We start from the raw sequence: 21,508 nt of genomic DNA on the forward strand, positions 1-21,508 counted from the left end.
AGATTATGAAATACAATAACATTATTTTCCTCGGTTTATGTCTGGGGTTAACCACCTATTCTGCTTTATCCGCAGATAGCGTTATTAAAATTAGCGGGCGCGTCCTCGATTATGGCTGCACAGTCTCATCGGATTCGCTTAATTTTACCGTAGATCTCCAAAAAAACAGTGCCAGACAATTTCCAACGACCGGTAGCACAAGTCCAGCCGTCCCTTTTCAGATTACGTTAAGTGAATGCAGTAAAGGGACAACGGGGGTTCGGGTTGCATTTAACGGTATTGAGGATGCAGAAAATAATACTCTGTTGAAACTGGATGAAGGAAGCAATACGGCCTCCGGTTTGGGTATAGAAATACTGGACGGAAATATGCGTCCGGTGAAATTGAATGACCTTCATGCCGGGATGCAGTGGATCCCACTGGTACCAGAACAGAACAATATTTTGCCTTACTCCGCTCGTCTGAAGTCAACTCAGAAGTCCGTCAATCCGGGACTGGTGAGGGCTTCGGCAACCTTTACCCTTGAATTTCAATAATCAGAGCCAGATATGAAAAGACTTCACAAGAGGTTCCTGTTAGCTACGTTTTGCGCGTTATTCACAGCAACTCTCCAGGCCGCCGATGTCACTATCACTGTTAATGGTCGGGTAGTCGCTAAATCCTGCACTATTCAAACCAAAGAAGCTAACGTTAATCTCGGGGATCTTTATACGCGCAATCTGCAACAACCTGGTTCTGCATCAGGCTGGCACAATATTACTTTGTCATTAACCGATTGTCCGGTTGAAACAAGTGCAGTGACGGCAATCGTGACAGGTTCAACTGACAATACGGGTTATTACAAAAATGAAGGTACTGCCGAAAATATTCAGATAGAGCTAAGGGATGACCAGGATGCGACGTTAAAAAATGGCGATAGCAAAACGGTTATTGTTGATGAGATCACTCGTAATGCACAGTTTCCACTTAAGGCAAGAGCTATCACGGTGAATGGAAACGCAAGCCAGGGAACGATCGAGGCTCTAATCAATGTGATCTACACCTGGCAATAACGTCGATTCGATTTTCTTAGCCTCCTTTTTAAATCAATTTTTTAACCTTAGGATATATCATGGGTAAAACAATAAGTATGAAGCTTCTGTTCGGTATTTATCTTCTATTAATGGCAGGCAAAGTTTTTGCCTTCAGTTGTAATGTCGATGGCGGGTCAAGTATTGGAGCAGGTACAACCTCTGTTTATGTTAATCTCGACCCTGTAATACAACCGGGCCAGAATCTGGTTGTAGACTTGTCTCAGCACATAAGTTGCTGGAATGATTACGGCGGCTGGTACGACACTGATCATATAAACCTGGTACAAGGCTCAGCTTTCGCAGGCTCTCTACAGTCATATAAAGGATCGCTGTACTGGAATAATGTGACCTACCCCTTCCCGTTGACGACAAATACTAATGTATTAGATATTGGTGATAAGACACCGATGCCATTACCGTTAAAACTCTATATTACCCCAGTCGGTGCGGCCGGTGGAGTTGTCATAAAAGCCGGGGAAGTTATTGCCCGTATTCATATGTATAAAATTGCCACGTTAGGAAGCGGAAATCCGCGTAATTTTACGTGGAATATTATTTCAAATAACAGTGTTGTTATGCCAACAGGCGGCTGCACCGTTGATAGTCGTAATGTCACCGTGAATCTCCCGGACTTTCCTGGAAGCGCAGAAATACCTCTTGGGGTATATTGCTCAAGCGAGCAAAAGCTCTCTTTTTATCTTTCGGGTGCCACCACTGATAGTGCCCGACAAGTGTTTGCTAACACAGCACCTGATGCAACAAAAGCATCGGGCGTGGGTGTCTCTCTGATGCGTAATGGAAAAACACTGGCTACGGGAGAAAATGTTTCCCTGGGGACAGTAAATAAGAGCAAAGTACCTCTGGGTTTAAGCGCAACCTATGGACAAACAGGAAACAAGGTTGCAGCCGGAACCGTCCAGTCAGTCATTGGTGTCACTTTTATCTATGAATAATTGTGATTTTGACCTTAGTCTATACGCTCCATTCGCGAAAATTGCGCGGATAATTATTTTGTGAAAGCTATTATCCTACACCTGTAAGAAAATCCGCGCACAATTGAAGCCAGAGTCTTATTTTTTATATTGAAAAACATGTTAATTTAAACACTATGAGAGATGATGCTTAACTTATCGTATTTATACCATTCTATTATTTAACGATAATAGGTTAAAAATAGATAGAGAGTAGTCCCCTACTCTTATATATCCATGTTGACGATAATCCCTTTGTATATACTGTGCATCATCGCTATTACAAATCCTAATAATTCATTTCCACACAGGATAAGCAGATGAAGAAAAAAATTGAATCCTACCAGGGAGCTGCCGGTGGTTGGGGTGCTGTTAAATCCGTAGCGAATGCAGTACGTAAGCAGATGGATATACGCCAGGATGTTATTGCCATGTTTGACATGAATAAGCCAGAGGGCTTTGACTGTCCGGGTTGTGCATGGCCAGATCCTAAGCACAGTGCGTCATTCGACATTTGTGAAAACGGCGCAAAAGCAATCGCCTGGGAAGTCACGGATAAGCAGGTAAACGCCTCTTTCTTTGCTGAGAATACGGTTCAATCATTACTTACCTGGGGAGACCACGAGCTTGAGGCTGCGGGGCGTCTCACCCAGCCTTTGAAATATGATGCCGTCAGCGACTGTTACAAGCCATTAAGCTGGCAACAAGCTTTCGACGAAATTGGCGAACGCCTTCAAAGCTATAGTGATCCCAATCAGGTTGAATTCTATACTTCGGGCCGCACTTCCAATGAAGCTGCCTTTCTTTATCAGCTTTTTGCCCGTGAATACGGGAGCAATAACTTCCCCGACTGCTCCAACATGTGCCATGAACCGACCAGTGTGGGTTTGGCAGCGAGTATCGGTGTAGGTAAAGGGACCGTGTTGCTGGAAGACTTTGAGAAATGCGATTTAGTCATTTGCATTGGGCATAACCCTGGTACAAACCACCCTCGCATGTTGACTTCGTTGCGCGCTTTAGTGAAACGGGGAGCGAAAATGATCGCCATCAATCCTCTACAGGAACGTGGCCTGGAGCGATTTACCGCACCGCAAAACCCGTTTGAAATGCTGACGAACTCTGAGACTCAGTTGGCCAGTGCCTACTATAACGTGCGCATTGGTGGTGATATGGCGTTGCTCAAGGGGATGATGCGCCTGTTAATTGAGCGCGATGATGCTGCAAGCGCCGCAGGTCGGCCCTCATTGCTGGATGACGAATTTATTCAAACGCATACCGTCGGCTTTGACGAGCTACGCCGTGACGTGCTCAATTCCGAGTGGAAAGATATCGAACGTATTTCTGGATTAAGTCAGACTCAAATCGCCGAACTGGCTGATGCATATGCCGCTGCCGAACGCACCATTATCTGTTACGGAATGGGGATCACTCAGCACGAACATGGTACCCAGAATGTACAGCAACTGGTCAATCTGCTGTTGATGAAAGGTAACATTGGCAAGCCTGGTGCGGGTATCTGCCCACTACGAGGTCACTCTAATGTACAGGGCGACCGAACCGTCGGTATCACCGAGAAACCGTCTGCAGAGTTTCTGGCTCGCCTGGGTGAGCGCTATGGTTTCACCCCACCTCATGCACCTGGACATGCTGCAATTGCCAGCATGCAAGCAATATGTACGGGGCAGGCTCGAGCATTGATCTGCATGGGGGGCAACTTTGCTCTGGCAATGCCAGATCGGGAAGTGAGCGCTGTACCGTTAACACAATTAGATCTGACGGTACACGTAGCCACTAAGCTTAACCGCTCTCATCTGCTGACCGCACGGCATAGCTATATTCTGCCGGTTCTGGGACGCAGCGAGATTGACATGCAAAAAAGCGGTGCGCAGGCGGTAACCGTTGAGGATTCAATGTCGATGATTCATGCCTCGCGTGGCGTGTTAAAACCCGCCGGTGTAATGCTGAAATCAGAGTGTGCAGTGGTCGCGGGAATCGCGCAGGCAGCACTACCCCAGAGCGTGGTAGCCTGGGAGTATCTGGTGGAAGATTATGATCGCATTCGCAATGACATTGAAGCTGTGCTGCCAGAGTTCGCCGACTATAACCAGCGCATCCGTCATCCCGGTGGTTTTCACCTGATAAATGCAGCTGCTGAAAGGCGCTGGATGACGCTGTCAGGTAAGGCTAATTTCATTACCAGTAAAGGGCTGTTAGAAGATCCCTCTTCAGCGTTTAACAGTAAGCTAGTCATGGCGACAGTACGCAGTCACGATCAGTACAACACGACGATTTATGGTATGGATGATCGCTATCGAGGGGTATTCGGTCAACGAGATGTGGTCTTTATGAGTGCTAAACAAGCTAAAATTTGCCGTGTAAAAAACGGCGAAAGAGTTAATCTTATTGCGCTTACGCCAGACGGTAAGCGAAGCTCACGCCGCATGGATAGATTAAAAGTGGTCATTTACCCTATGGCTGACCGCTCACTGGTGACCTATTTTCCAGAATCGAATCACATGCTAACACTTGATAACCACGATCCATTGAGTGGCATTCCTGGCTATAAAAGTATTCCGGTTGAATTAGAACCATCAAATTAATTCGCCTCCTCATTTCTTCTGCTGTCATCCGCACAGCAGAAGAATTCCTCATTGACCATTGTCGCGCAATTTACTCACATGTGCTAAATTAAACTGCTCGTTATAAGATATATACCTCCGCCTACAGCTGTAAGAAACTCCGCTCAGTACTGAAGCGCCAGTCCTATTTCCTCTATTCTCCAGCCTGTTATATTAAGCATACTGATTAACGATGCTTAACGTCATTCGTTTAATAAACACATTTGAAATGCATGCGACCATAGTGAAAAATAAAATCACGCAAAGAGACAACTATAAAGGGATCATGTCTGTAATTGTGGTTGTCTTATTACTGACCCTTACATTGATAGCCATTTTTTCGGCAATTGATCAGCTGGGTATTTCAGAAATGGGTCGCATTGCAAGGGATCTTACACACTTCATTATCAATAGTTTGCAAGACTGAAAATAAACAGCAAATTATAAATATGAAATGTTAAAAAAGTATCGATAAAAACTTTATTGTTTTAAGGAGATAAAATGTCGCTCGTTTGTTCTGTTATATTTATTCATCATGCCTTCAACGCTAACATTTTAGATAAAGATTACGCCTTCTCTGACGGCGAGATCCTGATGGTAGATAACGCTGTTCGTACGCATTTTGAACCTTATGAGCGGCATCTCAAAGAAATCGGATTTAATGAAAATACCATTAAAAAATATCTACAATGCACTAACATCCAGACAGTGACGGTGCCTGTTCCTGCGAAGTTTTTACGTGCTTCAAATGTACCGACTGGATTGCTTAATGAAATGATTGCTTATCTCAACTCGGAAGAACGCAATCATCATAATTTTTCAGAACTTTTGCTTTTTTCTTGCCTGTCTATTTTTGCCACATGCAAAGGTTTCATTACACTATTAACTAACGGTGTGCTATCCGTTTCCGGGAAAGTGAGAAATATTGTCAACATGAAGCTGGCGCACCCATGGAAGCTGAAAGATATTTGTGACTGCCTGTACATCAGTGAAAGCCTGTTGAAGAAAAAACTTAAGCAAGAGCAAACGACATTCTCACAGATTCTTTTAGATGCCAGAATGCAGCACGCAAAAAATTTGATACGAGTAGAAGGTTCAGTTAATAAAATTGCCGAACAATGTGGTTATGCCAGTACATCTTATTTTATTTATGCGTTCCGCAAACATTTCGGCAACAGTCCGAAGAGAGTTTCTAAGGAGTACCGTTGTCAAAGGCACACCGGTATGAACACGGACAACACGATGAGTGCTTTAGCTATTTGATTATTTGCTAACGAGTAGTCAACCACACACGCTGCGTAAGAATTAAATGGGGCAGCCATTTCCTGCCCCGCGTTGTTTTTAGGCGATATATTTATTGAAATAAATAAGTGACATTCATCACATATTTATGCATTTGCATAACCCGTTGCATGATTATTTATGATCTCAATTCGGCATTTTGTCAGTAAAATACAATAAATTATTAAATATCAATAGATTAGTTGTTTATCATCGAGAAATTACTTAGTAGAACAGAAAGTAATGTCAACGCTTTATGGACTGTTATTTTCCTTTTTTTAGCTAAATCTGCTATCTCTTTATGTGACTAACTTCACTTACATTCACTTATTTCTCTTCGTAAAATTACTTTGGAATTAAGTACAATAAGAAGAGGAACATTTATGAAGTCTGCATTAAAGAAAAGTGTCGTAAGTACCTCGATATCTTTGATACTGGCATCTGGTATGGCTGCATTTGCTGCTCATGCGGCAGATGATGTAAAGCTGAAAGCAACCAAAACAAACGTTGCTTTCTCAGACTTTACGCCGACTGAATACAGTACCAAAGGAAAGCCAAATATTATCGTACTGACCATGGATGATCTTGGTTATGGACAACTTCCTTTTGATAAGGGATCTTTTGACCCAAAAACAATGGAAAATCGTGAAGTTGTCGATACCTACAAAATAGGGATAGATAAAGCCATTGAAGCTGCGCAAAAATCAACGCCGACGCTCCTTTCATTAATGGATGAAGGCGTACGTTTTACTAACGGCTATGTGGCGCACGGTGTTTCCGGCCCCTCCCGCGCCGCAATAATGACCGGTCGAGCGCCCGCCCGCTTTGGTGTCTATTCCAATACCGATGCTCAGGATGGTATTCCGCTAACAGAAACTTTCTTGCCTGAATTATTCCAGAATCATGGTTATTACACTGCAGCAGTAGGTAAATGGCACTTGTCAAAAATCAGTAATGTGCCAGTACCGGAAGATAAACAAACGCGTGACTATCATGACAACTTCACCACATTTTCTGCGGAAGAATGGCAACCTCAAAACCGTGGCTTTGATTACTTTATGGGATTCCACGCTGCAGGAACGGCATATTACAACTCCCCTTCACTGTTCAAAAACCGTGAACGCGTCCCCGCAAAAGGTTATATCAGCGATCAGTTAACCGATGAGGCAATTGGCGTTGTTGATCGTGCCAAAACACTTGACCAGCCTTTTATGCTTTACCTGGCTTATAATGCTCCGCACCTGCCAAATGATAATCCTGCACCGGAGCAATATCAGAAGCAATTTAATACTGGTAGTCAAACAGCAGATAACTACTACGCTTCCGTTTATTCTGTTGATCAGGGTGTAAAACGCATTCTCGAACAACTGAAGAAAAACGGACAGTATGACAATACTATTATTCTCTTTACCTCCGATAATGGTGCGGTTATCGATGGTCCTCTGCCGCTGAACGGGGCGCAAAAAGGCTATAAGAGTCAGACTTATCCTGGCGGTACTCACACCCCAATGTTTATGTGGTGGAAAGGAAAACTTCAACCCGGTAATTATGACAAGCTGATTTCCGCAATGGATTTCTACCCGACAGCTCTTGATGCAGCCGATATCAGCATTCCAAAAGACCTTAAGCTGGATGGCGTTTCCTTGCTGCCCTGGTTGCAAGATAAGAAACAAGGCGAGCCACATAAAAATCTGACCTGGATAACCTCTTATTCTCACTGGTTTGATGAGGAAAATATTCCATTCTGGGATAATTACCACAAATTTGTCCGTCATCAGTCAGACGATTACCCGCATAACCCCAACACCGAGGACTTAAGCCAATTCTCTTATACGGTGAGAAATAACGATTATTCGCTAGTCTATACAGTAGAAAACAATCAGTTAGGTCTATACAAACTGACGGATCTACAGCAAAAAGATAACCTTGCCGCCGCCAATCCGCAGGTCGTTAAAGAGATGCAAGGCGTGGTAAGAGAGTTTATCGACAGCAGCCAACCACCGCTTAGCGAGGTAAATCAGGAGAAGTTTAACAATATCAAGAAAGCACTAAGCGAAGCGAAATAACTAAACCTTCATGCGGCGGATTTTTCCGCCGCCTTATTGAGCGAGATAGCGATGCACGTTACAGCCAAGCCCTCCAGTTTTCAATGTAATCTCAAATGTGATTACTGTTTTTACCTTGAAAAAGAGTCGCAGTTTACTCATGAAAAATGGATGGATGACAGCACTCTGAAAGAGTTCATCAAACAATATATCGCAGCGTCTGGCAATCAGGTCTATTTTACCTGGCAAGGCGGTGAACCCACTCTGGCTGGCCTGGATTTTTTCCGTAAAGTTATTCACTATCAACAACGCTATGCCGGCCAAAAACGTATTTTTAATGCATTACAAACGAATGGCATTTTATTGAATAATGAATGGTGTGCCTTTCTCAAAGAACATGAGTTTCTGGTTGGTATTTCGATCGATGGACCCCAGGAGCTACATGACCGTTACAGACGCAGTAATTCAGGTAACGGTACTTTTGTAAAAGTGATAGCAGCCATCGAGCGTCTGAAATCATATCAAGTAGAGTTTAATACGTTAACCGTCATTAATAACGTTAATGTCCATTACCCTCTTGAGGTTTATCATTTTTTAAAATCCATCGGCAGTAAACATATGCAATTTATCGAATTGCTCGAAACCGGGACGCCGAATATTGATTTCAGTGGTCATAGTGAGAACACATTCCGTATCATTGATTTTTCTGTGCCTCCTACGGCTTATGGCAAGTTTATGTCGACCTTTTTTATGCAATGGGTTAAAAACGATGTGGGTGAAATTTTCATCCGTCAGTTTGAAAGCTTTGTCAGCCGTTTTTTGGGGAATGGGCATACCAGTTGTATTTTCCAGGAGTCCTGCAAGGATAATCTGGTTGTTGAAAGTAATGGAGACATTTACGAATGCGATCATTTTGTCTATCCACAGTACAAAATTGGAAACATTAATAAATCTGAACTCAAAACAATGAACAGTGTACAACTGACAGCGCAAAAAAAACGGATTTCAGCGAAATGTCAGCAATGTGCATATAAACCTATCTGCAATGGCGGTTGTCCTAAGCATCGTATTACTAAAGTAAACAATGAGACTGTTTCTTATTTTTGCGAAGGTTATAAAATCCTTTTTTCAACCATGGTACCTTATATGAACGCCATGGTGGAGTTAGCTAAGAACAGAGTACCGCTTTACCACATCATGGATGTTGCAAAACAAATGGAGAATAATTAATAACGCTCCCTCTTAGCTCCAGTCTTAGCCTCCTTCTTATGACCTTAACAATGCACCCGACACATATTCCTGTCGGGTGTTTCGTCATCATCATCTTCCCTTGCGAAAATCCTGGCTTACGTGGTATGCGTCAGGGCATTAGCAATATCCTTGATTATCAATAGCATAACCATAACCACTGAAAATGAAATATTCCTTTATATTTCATATTGTTAAAGGATACTTAAATAAATTTCATCAGTAAATCATTGCCATATATAATCATTGGATGGCACAACCAATTTTCGCTAATGATAACCATTCCCATTACGTTTCGTATGTTGATAGCAAAGTATCTCTGTCTGCTGAAGCCCTTTTGGCTGCGTAAGAATAATAAAACTTCAGTGCTGTTAATCATTATTATCCTCGCCATGATCCTTGGCGTGGTTAAAATTCAGGTCTGGTTAAACGACTGGAATAATGATTTTTTCAATGCGCTAAGCCAGAAAGAAACCGATAAACTTTGGCAGCTTGTCCTTTGGTTCCCTGCCCTGCTGGGGATCTTTGTATTAATATCCGTAAACAAAACATGGCTAATTAAACTACTGACTATTCGCTGGCGCGAATGGTTAACAGATTACTACCTTAATCGCTGGTTTGCAGATAAAAACTACTACTTCACGCAGATCTACGGTGAGCATAAAAATACAGATAACCCTGACCAACGTATCGCTGAAGACATTCTCTTACTGATCAGCAAAACGCTCAGTCTTTCATTTGGCTTCATCCAGTCACTTAGCATGTTGATCACCTTTACCGTTATTCTTTGGCAAAGCGCGGGTACGCTCTCATTCACTGTTGGTGGAACAGAATGGAATATCCAGGGGTATATGGTCTATACCGTCGTGTTCATTGTGATCGGTGGAACTTTATTTACTCATAAGGTTGGTAAACGTATTCGTCCGCTTAATGTGGAAAAACAACGTAGCGAAGCGACATTTCGAACTAATCTTGTGCAGCATAATAAGCAGGCTGAACTGATTGCGCTAAGCAATGCTGAGTCTCTACAACGCCAGGAGTTGAGCGACAATTTTCATACCATTAAAGATAACTGGCATCGTTTAATGAATCGTCAGCGGTGGCTTGATTACTGGCAGAATATTTATTCGCGCTCGCTTAGCGTTCTTCCCTACTTTCTGTTATTGCCGCAGTTTATTAGCGGACAGATCAATCTGGGCGGACTGATGAAATCGCGCCAGGCATTTATGCTGGTATCGAACAATTTAAGCTGGTTTATTTATAAATATGATGAACTTGCTGAACTGGCTGCGGTTATCGATCGCTTGTATGAGTTCCATCAACTCACCGAACAGCGCCCTACGAATAAGCCTAAAAATTGCCAACATGCGGTACAAGTGGCTGACGCGAGTATTCGTACTCCTGATAATAAGATCATATTAGAGAACCTAAACTTTCATGTTTCGCCAGGCAAATGGCTATTACTGAAAGGTTACTCAGGTGCGGGAAAAACCACACTGCTTAAAACATTATCCCACTGCTGGCCGTGGTTTAAAGGTGATATTTCTTCTCCTGCTGACAGTTGGTATGTGTCACAAACACCGTTAATCAAAACCGGCTTACTGAAAGAGATAATTTGTAAAGCACTTCCCCTGTCCGTAGACGATAAATCGTTGAGCGAAGTACTGCATCAGGTTGGTCTGGGGAAATTGGCTGCGCGTATTCATGACCACGATCGCTGGGGCGATATTCTTTCCAGCGGCGAAAAACAACGTATCGCGCTGGCACGATTAATTTTACGACGTCCGAAATGGATATTTCTTGACGAAACTACCTCTCATCTTGAGGAACAAGAGGCTATCCGCTTACTGCGTTTAGTGCGTGAAAAACTACCCTCAAGCGGCGTCATTATGGTTACACATCAACCCGGTGTCTGGAACCTGGCCGATGATATTTGTGACATTAGCGCGGTTTTAAAAAAACAATAAAAGCCCTGCTGTACGGAGATAAAAATAAATGAAGCGAGTTCTTATTCCTGGCGTCATTTTATGTGGCGCTGATGTGGCGCAGGCCGTCGATGACAAAAACATGTACATGCATGTTTTTGAAGAGATGACGGTCTATGCTCCTGTCCCTGTACCCGTAAACGGCAATACGCATTACACCAGTGAAAGCATCGAGCGTTTACCGACCGGGAATGGCAATATCAGCGATCTGCTGAGAACCAACCCTGCTGTGCGCATGGATTCAACGCAAAGTACCTCGTTGAACCAGGGAGATATTCGCCCGGAGAAAATCTCTATTCACGGTGCGTCGCCCTACCAGAATGCCTATTTGATTGATGGTATTAGTGCAACTAATAACCTGAACCCAGCGAATGAGTCCGATGCCAGTAGTGCAACCAATATTAGCGGGATGTCACAGGGGTATTATCTAGATGTCAGCTTACTTGACAATGTGACGCTTTATGACAGTTTTGTGCCGGTTGAATTTGGTCGCTTCAATGGCGGGGTAATTGATGCAAAGATCAAACGCTTCAATGCTGATGATAGCAGCGTGGAACTGGGTTATCGCACTACGCGTTCGGACTGGTTAACATCGCATATCGATGAGAATAACAAGAGCGCATTTAATCAAGGTTCTTCAGGAAGTACTTATTACTCTCCAGATTTTAAAAAGAACTTTTATACTTTGGCGTTTAATCAGGAACTCGCTGATAACTTCGGCGTTACCGCCGGTTTATCGCGCCGCCAGTCTGATATCACCCGCGCGGATTATGTTTCGAATGACGGCATTGTCGCCGGTCGGGCACAGTATAAAAACGTTATCGATACCGCAGTGAGCAAATTTACCTGGTTTGCCAGCGACCGCTTTACCCACGATTTAACATTAAAATATACCGGCTCCAGTCGTGATTATAATACCAGCACCTTCCCGCAGTCTGATCGCGAAATGGGTAATAAATCCTACGGTCTGGCATGGGATATGGATACGCAGCTCGCATGGGCCAAACTGCGTACTACCGTTGGTTGGGATCATATTAGTGATTATACCCGTCACGATCATGACATCTGGTACACCGAACTTTCATGTACATATGGTGATATTACAGGGCGTTGCACCCGTGGCGGATTAGGACACATTTCCCAGGCTGTAGATAATTACACCTTCAAAACACGCCTGGACTGGCAAAAATTCACCGTGGGTAATGTTTCACATCAACCCTACTTCGGCGCGGAATACATCTATTCCGATGCATGGACTGAACGCCATAACCAGTCTGAATCCTATGTGATTAATGCTGCCGGAAAGAAAACTAACCATACCATTTACCATAAAGGTAAAGGCAGCCTGGGAATTGACAACTACACGCTGTATATGGCGGATCGCATTAGCTGGCGGAATGTGTCGTTAATGCCCGGTGTGCGGTATGACTATGACAACTATCTGTCAAACCACAATATCTCCCCGCGATTTATGACGGAATGGGATATTTTTGCTGATCAAACCTCAATGATAACCGCCGGTTATAACCGTTACTATGGCGGGAATATTCTTGATATGGGATTACGTGATATCCGCAATAGCTGGACGGAATCGGTATCAGGCAATAAAACCCTGACGCGTTATCAGGATTTGAAAACGCCTTATAACGATGAACTGGCAATGGGGTTGCAGCAGAAAATCGGTAAGAACGTTATTGCGCGTGCAAACTATGTTTATCGTGAAGCGCATGATCAAATCAGTAAAAGCAGTCGTACCGACAGCGCGACTAAAACCACCATTACTGAATATAACAACGACGGCAAAACAAAACGCATTCGTTCAACCTCAGTTTTGAACTGGCCGAACCCCTGCATATCAGCCAGGTAGATATTAACCCGCAAATTGTCTTTAGCTATATCAAGAGCAAGGGCAACTTGTCGTTAAACAATGGTTATGAGGAAAGCAATACCGGTGATAACCAGGTGGTTTATAACGGTAATCTGGTCTCTTACGATAGCGTTCCAGTGGCAGATTTTAATAACCCATTAAAGATCTCCTTAAACATGGATTTCACGCATCAACCGAGCGGGTTGGTGTGGGCGAATACGCTGGCCTGGCAAGAAGCGCGTAAAGCTCGCATTATCCTGGGTAAGACGAATGCGCAATACATCAGCGAATATTCAGATTACAAGCAGTATGTTGACGAAAAACTGGATAGCAGCCTGACCTGGGACACCCGCTTGTCCTGGACGCCACAATTTCTGAAACAACAAAACCTGACGATCAGTGCCGATATTCTCAATGTACTGGATAGCAAAACCGCGGTTGATACAACGAATACCGGTGTGGCGACCTACGCCAGTGGCCGTACTTTCTGGCTTGATGTCAGCATGAAATTTTAATAGTTCGGATTTTACTTAACCGGGTAAATTTGCCCGGTTTTCGCATGGAGATAATTATGAGAAACCTCTGTTTCTTACTGACGTTAGTGGCAACTCTGTTGCTCCCCGGGCGACTGATTGCCGCCGCCTTACCGCAGGATGAAAAGTTAATTACCGGGCAACTGGACAATGGCTTGCGATATATGATTTATCCGCATGCTCAACCAAAGGATCAGGTAAATTTATGGTTGCAAATTCATACGGGTTCATTGCAGGAAGAAGACAATGAGCGCGGCGTGGCTCATTTTGTAGAACATATGATGTTTAACGGCACAAAAACATGGCCGGATAATAAAGTCATCGAAACATTTGAGTCGATGGGTCTGCGCTTTGGTCGCGATGTTAATGCCTATACCAGCTATGACGAAACGGTGTATCAGGTAAGTTTGCCGACTACGCAGAAACAAAATCTGCAACAAGTGATGGCAATATTCAGTGAATGGGGTAATGCCGCAACCTTTGATAAACTCGAAGTAGACGCTGAACGCGGCGTAATTACTGAGGAATGGCGTGCCCATCAGGATGTGAAATGGCGCACCTCTCAGGCGCGCCGCCCTTTCCTGCTGGCAAATACCCGTAATTTAGACCGTGAACCTATCGGCCTGATGGATACTGTCGCTACGGTCACACCGGCACAATTGCGCCAATTTTATCAACGCTGGTATCAACCAAATAATATGACCTTTATCGTGGTCGGCGATATCGACAGTAAAGAAGCGCTGGCGCTGATTAAGGATAATTTAAGTAAGCTTCCGGCTAACAAAGCAGCTGAAAATCGCGTCTGGCCGACAAAAGCCGAAAACCACCTGCGCTTTAATATCATTAATGATAAAGAAAACCGGGTGAACGGCATCGCACTCTATTATCGCCTGCCAATGGTGCAAGTGAGCGATGAGCAAAGCTTTATCGAACAAGCTGAATGGAGCATGTTAGTTCAGCTGTTCAATCAACGTCTGCAGGAACGTATACAGTCGGGCGAGTTGAAGACTATTTCTGGCGGCACTGCGCGCAGCGTTAGAATTGCACCCGATTATCAGTCGCTGTTTTTCCGTGTAAATGCACGAGACGATAATATGCAGGATGCTGCGAATGCATTAATGGCAGAGTTGGCAACCATTGATCAGCATGGTTTTTCTGCTGAAGAACTTGATGATGTCAAATCTACCCGTCTCACCTGGCTGAAAAATGCGGTTGATCAGCAAGCTGAACGTGATTTACGTATGCTGACCAGTCGCCTGGCATCCAGCTCATTAAATAATACGCCGTTCTTGTCGCCGGAAGAGACATATCAACTTTCGAAACGTCTGTGGCAGCAAATTACCGTGCAAAGTCTGGCGGAAAAATGGCAGCAGTTAAGAAAGAACCAGGACGCATTTTGGGAGCAAATGGTAAACAATGAGGTTGCCGCCAAAAAAGCATTGTCTCCTGCGGCTATCCTGGCGCTGGAAAAAGAGTACGCCAACAAAAAGCTGGCGGCTTACATCTTCCCAGGCAGAAATTTATCGTTAACAGTAGACGTTGACCCACAGGCGGAAATTAGCAGCAAAGAAACGCTGGCTGAGAATCTGACATCATTAACACTTTCCAATGGTGCCAGGGTTATTCTGGCAAAATCCGCGGGTGAAGAGCAAAAGCTACAAATTACTGCCGTATCTAATAAAGGCGATTTAAGTTTCCCTGCGCAGCAAAAATCACTTATCGCGCTGGCAAATAAAGCAGTAAGCGGAAGCGGCGTTGGTGAACTCTCCTCTTCCAGCCTGAAACGCTGGAGTGCGGAAAACTCGGTAACCATGAGCAGTAAAGTCAGTGGCATGAATACATTGCTCTCTGTTAGCGCGCGGACTAATAACCCTGAACCTGGTTTCCAGTTGATTAACCAGCGAATCACCCACAGCACGATTAACGACAATATTTGGGCATCGCTACAAAATGCTCAAATTCAGGCGTTGAAAACGCTCGACCAGCGTCCAGCGGAGAAATTCGCCCAGCAGATGTATGAGACGCGCTATGCTGATAACCGCACGAAATTACTGCAAGAAAATCAGATTGCACAGTTTACTGCCGCAGATGCGCTGGCTGCCGATCGCCAGTTGTTTTCATCTCCAGCGGATATCACGTTTGTCATTGTCGGTAATGTCGCAGAAGACAAACTCCTGCCGTTAATTACGCGTTACTTAGGATCAATCAAACACTCTGATTCGCCATTAGCCGCAGGTAAACCATTAACTCGCGCGACGGACAATGCATCGGTTACGGTAAAAGAACAAAATGAACCTGTGGCACAGGTTTCACAGTGGAAGCGTTATGCTTCCCGGACACCGGTTAATCTGGCGACGCGTATGGCGCTCGATGCTTTTAACGTCGCACTGGCAAAAGATCTACGCATTAATATTCGTGAACAGGCCTCTGGGGCATACAGCGTTTCTTCTCGCCTCTCGGTTGATCCTCAGGCCAAAGATATCAGTCATTTGCTGGCTTTTACTTGTCAACCGGAACGACATGATGAACTGTTAACGTTAGCGAATGAAGTGATGGTTAAGCGTCTGGCTAAAGGGATCAGTGAGCAAGAACTGAACGAATACCAGCAAAACGTTCAGCGCAGCCTCGATATCCAACAGCGTAGCGTTCAACAATTAGCGAACACCATTGTAAATAGTCTTATTCAATATGACGATCCTGCAGCATGGACTGAGCAGGCGCAATTATTGAAACAAATGACGGTAGAGAATGTTAACACTGCCGTTAAACAATATCTTTCTCATCCGGTGAATACCTATACCGGAGTATTATTGCCAAAATAATAACAGCCCCGTCAACACCTCGTTGGCGGGGATTTTAGCAATATTCGACATTTTTATGTAATAATTTTATAAATGCGTTCAAAATAATAGTCGAGTGCTAATAATGATATTTTAATGTCTGATTTTTACGCGATAATTCAGGAGACATAGAAAGCGCATAAAAATAACAACATAAAACACCTTACTACCACCAAGCAATTCTCTATTGCATTGTTTTTCAATGAAAAAACATTATTCTCGTAATATTTCACGATAAATAACATTAGGATTTTGTTATTTAAACCAGAGTCCTTTGCACTTGCTTACTTTATCGATAAATCCTACTTTTTTAATGCGATCCAATCATTTTAAGGAGTTTAAAATGGATAAGAAGCAAGTAACGGATTTAAGGTCGGAACTACTCGATTCACGTTTTGGTGCGAAGTCTATTTCCACTATCGCAGAATCAAAACGATTTCCGCTGCACGAAATGCGCGATGATGTCGCATTCCAGATTATCAATGACGAATTATATCTTGATGGCAACGCTCGTCAGAACCTGGCCACTTTCTGCCAGACCTGGGACGACGAAAATGTCCATAAGTTGATGGATTTATCCATTAACAAAAACTGGATCGACAAAGAAGAATATCCGCAATCTGCAGCAATCGACCTGCGTTGCGTAAACATGGTTGCCGATCTGTGGCATGCGCCTGCGCCGAAAAATGGTCAGGCCGTTGGCACCAACACCATTGGTTCTTCCGAGGCCTGTATGCTCGGCGGGATGGCGATGAAATGGCGTTGGCGCAAGCGTATGGAAGCCGCAGGTAAGCCGACCAACAAACCAAACCTGGTGTGCGGTCCGGTACAAATCTGCTGGCATAAATTCGCCCGCTACTGGGATGTGGAGCTGCGTGAAATCCCTATGCGCCCTGGTCAGTTGTTTATGGACCCGAAACGCATGATTGAAGCCTGCGACGAAAACACCATCGGCGTGGTGCCGACTTTCGGCGTGACCTACACCGGTAACTATGAGTTCCCGCAGCCGCTGCACGATGCGCTGGATAAATTCCAGGCCGACACTGGTATCGACATCGACATGCACATCGACGCCGCCAGCGGTGGCTTCCTGGCACCGTTCGTCGCCCCGGATATCGTCTGGGACTTCCGCCTGCCGCGTGTGAAATCGATCAGTGCTTCAGGCCACAAATTCGGTCTGGCTCCGCTGGGCTGCGGCTGGGTTATCTGGCGTGACGAAGAAGCGCTGCCGCAGGAACTGGTGTTCAACGTTGACTACCTCGGTGGTCAGATTGGTACTTTCGCCATCAACTTCTCCCGCCCGGCGGGTCAGGTAATTGCACAGTACTATGAATTCCTGCGCCTCGGTCGTGAAGGCTATACCAAAGTACAGAACGCCTCTTACCAGGTTGCCGCTTATCTGGCGGATGAAATCGCCAAACTGGGGCCGTATGAGTTCATCTGTACCGGTCGCCCGGACGAAGGCATTCCGGCGGTTTGCTTCAAACTGAAAGATGGTGAAGATCCGGGATACACCCTCTACGACCTCTCTGAACGTCTGCGTCTGCGCGGCTGGCAGGTTCCGGCCTTCACTCTCGGCGGTGAAGCCACCGACATCGTGGTGATGCGCATTATGTGTCGTCGCGGCTTCGAAATGGACTTTGCTGAACTGTTGCTGGAAGACTACAAAGCCTCCCTGAAATATCTCAGCGATCACCCGAAACTGCAGGGTATTGCCCAGCAGAACAGCTTTAAACATACCTGATAACGTTTAACGGTAACGGTGTCCCGAAACGCACCCGTTTCGGGACAATTTCTAAAGTCTGTTCACTGGCATTAGCAACGGAAAATATTGTTCTGAATACGCTACAGAACAAAACAGGTGCGGTTCCGACAGGAATACCGTTTTAGGGGGATAATATGGCTACATCAGTACAGACAGGTAAAGCTAAGCAGCTCACATTACTCGGATTTTTTGCCATAACGGCATCGATGGTAATGGCTGTTTATGAATACCCTACCTTCGCAACATCGGGCTTTTCATTAGTCTTCTTCCTGCTATTAGGCGGGATTTTATGGTTTATTCCCGTGGGACTTTGTGCTGCGGAAATGGCTACCGTCGACGGCTGGGAAGAAGGTGGTGTCTTCGCCTGGGTATCAAATACTCTGGGGCCGAGATGGGGATTTGCAGCGATCTCATTTGGCTATCTGCAAATCGCCATTGGTTTTATTCCGATGCTCTATTTCGTGTTAGGGGCACTCTCCTACATCCTGAAATGGCCAGCGCTGAATGAAGACCCTATTACCAAAACTATTGCAGCACTCATCATTCTTTGGGCGCTGGCATTAACGCAGTTTGGTGGCACGAAATACACGGCGCGAATTGCTAAAGTTGGCTTCTTCGCCGGTATCCTGTTACCTGCATTTATTTTGATCGCATTAGCGGCTATTTATCTGCACTCCGGTGCCCCCGTTGCTATCGAAATGGATTCGAAGACCTTCTTCCCTGACTTCTCTAAAGTGGGCACCCTGGTTGTATTTGTTGCCTTCATTTTGAGTTATATGGGGGTAGAAGCATCTGCAACCCACGTCAATGAAATGAGCAACCCAGGGCGCGACTATCCGTTGGCTATGTTATTGCTGATGGTGGCGGCAATCTGCTTAAGCTCTGTTGGCGGTTTGTCTATTGCGATGGTCATTCCGGGTAATGAAATCAACCTCTCCGCTGGGGTAATGCAAACCTTTACCGTTCTGATGTCCCATGTGGCACCGGAAATTGAGTGGACGGTTCGCGTGATCTCCGCACTGCTGTTGCTGGGTGTTCTGGCGGAAATCGCTTCCTGGATTGTTGGTCCTTCTCGCGGGATGTATGTCACAGCGCAGAAAAACCTGCTGCCAGCAGCATTCGCTAAAATGAACAAAAATGGCGTACCGGTAACGCTGGTCATTTCGCAGTTGGTGATTACTTCTATCGCGTTGATCATCCTCACCAATACCGGTGGCGGTAACAACATGTCCTTCCTGATCGCACTGGCGCTGACGGTGGTGATTTATCTGTGTGCTTATTTCATGCTGTTTATTGGCTACATTGTGTTGGTTCTTAAACATCCTGACTTAAAACGCACATTTAATATCCCTGGTGGTAAAGGGGTGAAACTGGTCGTGGCTGTTGTCGGTCTGCTGACTTCAATTATGGCGTTTATTGTTTCCTTCCTGCCGCCGGATAACATCCAGGGTGACTCTACCGATATGTATGTTGAATTACTGGTCGTTAGTTTCCTGGTGGTACTTGCCCTGCCCTTTATTCTCTATGCTGTTCATGATCGTAAAGGCAAAGCGAATACCGGCGTCACTCTGGAGCCAATCAACAGTAAGAACGCACCAAAAGGTCACTTCTTCCTGCACCCGCGTGCACGTTCACCACACTATATTGTGATGAATGACAAGAAACACTAACCGTGGCTGAATAGTTATAAGACAAGGGAGCGATAATTCATCGCTCCCTTTTTCGTGCTCGCTGTCGTATTGACTTAACCGGGATAAGTACGAGAATGAGCGCACATCTGTTTACCGGAAACCAGCATATATGGATATCTGCTCCCGAAACGAGAAATTAGCGATTAGAAGACCAGCGGTACTGGTTGCACTGGCACTTTTACTGTGCAGTTGCAAAAGCACGCCTCCAGAGTCAATGGTGACACCACCAACAGGTTCGAAGCCACCAGCTACGACGCAACAATCGTCACAACCGATGCGTGGCATCTGGCTGGCTACGGTGTCTCGCCTCGACTGGCCACCGGTTTCCTCGGTTAACATTAGTAACCCCACCAGCCGGGCCCGTGTACAACAACAGGCGATGATCGACAAACTGGATCATCTGCAACGTCTCGGCATAAACACGGTCTTTTTCCAGGTCAAGCCGGACGGTACCGCCCTGTGGCCATCGAAAATTTTGCCGTGGTCCGATCTTATGACCGGAAAGATTGGTGAAAATCCAGGTTACGATCCGCTGCAATTTATGCTCGACGAAGCCCACAAGCGTGGGATGAAAGTACACGCCTGGTTTAACCCCTATCGCGTATCGGTTAATACGAAGCCCGGTACTATCAGGGAACTGAATAGCACTCTGGCTCAACAACCAGCGAGCGTCTATGTGCAACACCGCGACTGGATCAGAACGTCCGGCGATCGCTTTGTCCTCGACCCGGGCATCCCTGAAGTTCAGGACTGGATCACATCAATAGTCGCGGAAGTGGTTTCCCGCTATCCGGTAGATGGCGTGCAGTTTGACGACTATTTCTATACTGAGTCACCAGGTTCACGGCTAAATGATAACGAAACGTACCGCAAATACGGAGGCGCATTTGCGTCAAAAGCAGACTGGCGGCGCAACAATACTCAGCAGTTAATTGCGAAGGTATCGCACACCATTAAAAGCATTAAGCCGGAAGTCGAATTTGGCGTTAGCCCGGCAGGCGTGTGGCGTAACCGATCACACGATCCGCTCGGTTCCGATACCCGAGGCGCGGCAGCCTATGACGAATCCTACGCTGACACCCGTCGATGGGTGGAACAAGGATTGCTGGATTACATTGCTCCCCAAATTTACTGGCCGTTCTCACGGAGTGCCGCACGTTATGACGTTTTGGCAAAATGGTGGGCGGATGTCGTTAAACCGACCAGGACCCGCCTGTATATCGGTATCGCCTTCTATAAAGTGGGTGAACCTTCAAAGATAGAGCCAGACTGGATGATTAACGGCGGCGTACCGGAACTGAAAAAACAGCTCGATCTTAACGATGCCGTGCCAGAAATTAGCGGCACAATCTTGTTCCGTGAGGACTATCTGAATAAACCACAGACTCAACAAGCGGTTAGCTATCTGCAAAGTCGTTGGGGCAGTTAAACTCCCATTCTTACTTTGTAACAAGCCGGTGCTTTCCCCCCGGCTTGTTACCCTCTTGAAATATCCCACTAGTAATCATGCTTACTTAAGTCAAATTAACTACGCAATTAACCACACTTAGTTAAACAGTCATAAATCCCCTAATAAAAATGTATGAATATG

At 45.2% G+C, this 21,508-nt stretch carries 14 protein-coding genes and 1 pseudogene; 14 read left to right on the top strand and 1 reads right to left on the bottom strand.

Going from position 1 to position 21,508, the window contains the following annotated elements; genetic code table 11:
* Nucleotides 1–5: 5 nt before the first annotated feature.
* The 8 genes from ACJHX3_RS18140 (at nucleotide 6) to ACJHX3_RS18175 (ending at nucleotide 9,218) form a co-directional block, all read left to right on the top strand.
* Nucleotides 6–536 (top strand): fimbrial protein, encoded by a 531-nt coding sequence (locus ACJHX3_RS18140; protein ID WP_000876770.1) that lies wholly within the window; start codon nucleotides 6–8, stop codon nucleotides 534–536.
* A gap of 12 nt (nucleotides 537–548) precedes the next feature.
* Nucleotides 549–1,052, top strand: a complete 504-nt coding sequence (locus ACJHX3_RS18145; protein WP_094308170.1) for a fimbrial protein — start codon at nucleotides 549–551, stop codon at nucleotides 1,050–1,052.
* A 59-nt stretch (nucleotides 1,053–1,111) separates the two neighbouring features.
* Nucleotides 1,112–2,026 carry a fimbrial protein gene (locus tag ACJHX3_RS18150; protein ID WP_001559145.1) on the top strand — a complete coding sequence of 305 codons (915 nt, stop codon included), beginning with the start codon at nucleotides 1,112–1,114 and terminating at the stop codon, nucleotides 2,024–2,026.
* A 338-nt stretch (nucleotides 2,027–2,364) separates the two neighbouring features.
* Nucleotides 2,365–4,644: an acid resistance putative oxidoreductase YdeP gene (gene ydeP, locus ACJHX3_RS18155; RefSeq protein ID WP_094308171.1), complete on the top strand. Its 2,280-nt coding sequence runs from the start codon at nucleotides 2,365–2,367 to the stop codon at nucleotides 4,642–4,644.
* Nucleotides 4,645–4,891: 247 nt separating this feature from the next.
* The gene (gene safA / locus ACJHX3_RS18160) at nucleotides 4,892–5,089 is read left to right on the top strand and encodes a two-component system connector SafA (RefSeq protein ID WP_001309504.1); all 198 of its coding nucleotides are present in this window, start codon (nucleotides 4,892–4,894) and stop codon (nucleotides 5,087–5,089) included.
* Nucleotides 5,090–5,163: 74 nt separating this feature from the next.
* Nucleotides 5,164–5,925, top strand: a complete 762-nt coding sequence (ydeO, locus tag ACJHX3_RS18165; RefSeq protein WP_094308172.1) for an acid stress response transcriptional regulator YdeO — start codon at nucleotides 5,164–5,166, stop codon at nucleotides 5,923–5,925.
* A gap of 401 nt (nucleotides 5,926–6,326) precedes the next feature.
* Entirely contained in the window at nucleotides 6,327–8,009 is a 1,683-nt protein-coding gene (locus ACJHX3_RS18170) for a sulfatase-like hydrolase/transferase (protein ID WP_001303114.1), read from the top strand.
* A 51-nt stretch (nucleotides 8,010–8,060) separates the two neighbouring features.
* Nucleotides 8,061–9,218, top strand: a complete 1,158-nt coding sequence (locus ACJHX3_RS18175; protein WP_094321757.1) for an anaerobic sulfatase maturase — start codon at nucleotides 8,061–8,063, stop codon at nucleotides 9,216–9,218.
* Here ACJHX3_RS18175 and ACJHX3_RS18180 read toward each other — a convergent pair.
* Entirely contained in the window at nucleotides 9,184–9,306 is a 123-nt protein-coding gene (locus ACJHX3_RS18180; RefSeq protein WP_122987202.1) for a hypothetical protein, read from the bottom strand. The two genes, ACJHX3_RS18175 and ACJHX3_RS18180, sit on opposite strands and share 35 nt — an antisense overlap.
* Nucleotides 9,307–9,508: 202 nt before the next feature.
* Between ACJHX3_RS18180 and ACJHX3_RS18185 the strand changes: the two genes are divergently transcribed.
* The 6 genes and pseudogenes from ACJHX3_RS18185 (at nucleotide 9,509) to ACJHX3_RS18210 (ending at nucleotide 21,346) form a co-directional block, all read left to right on the top strand.
* Nucleotides 9,509–11,203, top strand: a complete 1,695-nt coding sequence (locus tag ACJHX3_RS18185) for an ABC transporter ATP-binding protein/permease (RefSeq protein ID WP_094321756.1) — start codon at nucleotides 9,509–9,511, stop codon at nucleotides 11,201–11,203.
* A gap of 28 nt (nucleotides 11,204–11,231) precedes the next feature.
* A pseudogene (locus ACJHX3_RS18190) lies at nucleotides 11,232–13,603 on the top strand (TonB-dependent receptor plug domain-containing protein).
* A gap of 56 nt (nucleotides 13,604–13,659) precedes the next feature.
* Complete coding sequence (locus ACJHX3_RS18195; RefSeq protein WP_170933291.1) at nucleotides 13,660–16,443, top strand: M16 family metallopeptidase; 2,784 nt, start codon at nucleotides 13,660–13,662, stop codon at nucleotides 16,441–16,443.
* Between the two features lie 361 nt (nucleotides 16,444–16,804).
* Nucleotides 16,805–18,205, top strand: a complete 1,401-nt coding sequence (locus tag ACJHX3_RS18200; protein WP_000358943.1) for a glutamate decarboxylase — start codon at nucleotides 16,805–16,807, stop codon at nucleotides 18,203–18,205.
* Between the two features lie 155 nt (nucleotides 18,206–18,360).
* Nucleotides 18,361–19,896, top strand: a complete 1,536-nt coding sequence (gadC, locus tag ACJHX3_RS18205; protein ID WP_000246024.1) for an acid resistance gamma-aminobutyrate antiporter GadC — start codon at nucleotides 18,361–18,363, stop codon at nucleotides 19,894–19,896.
* A gap of 130 nt (nucleotides 19,897–20,026) precedes the next feature.
* The gene (locus ACJHX3_RS18210) at nucleotides 20,027–21,346 is read left to right on the top strand and encodes a family 10 glycosylhydrolase (protein ID WP_094308149.1); all 1,320 of its coding nucleotides are present in this window, start codon (nucleotides 20,027–20,029) and stop codon (nucleotides 21,344–21,346) included.
* Nucleotides 21,347–21,508: the final 162 nt, after the last annotated feature.

This window comes from Escherichia sp. WS1265 (assembly GCF_046487585.1).
Lineage (GTDB): Bacteria > Pseudomonadota > Gammaproteobacteria > Enterobacterales > Enterobacteriaceae > Escherichia > Escherichia coli.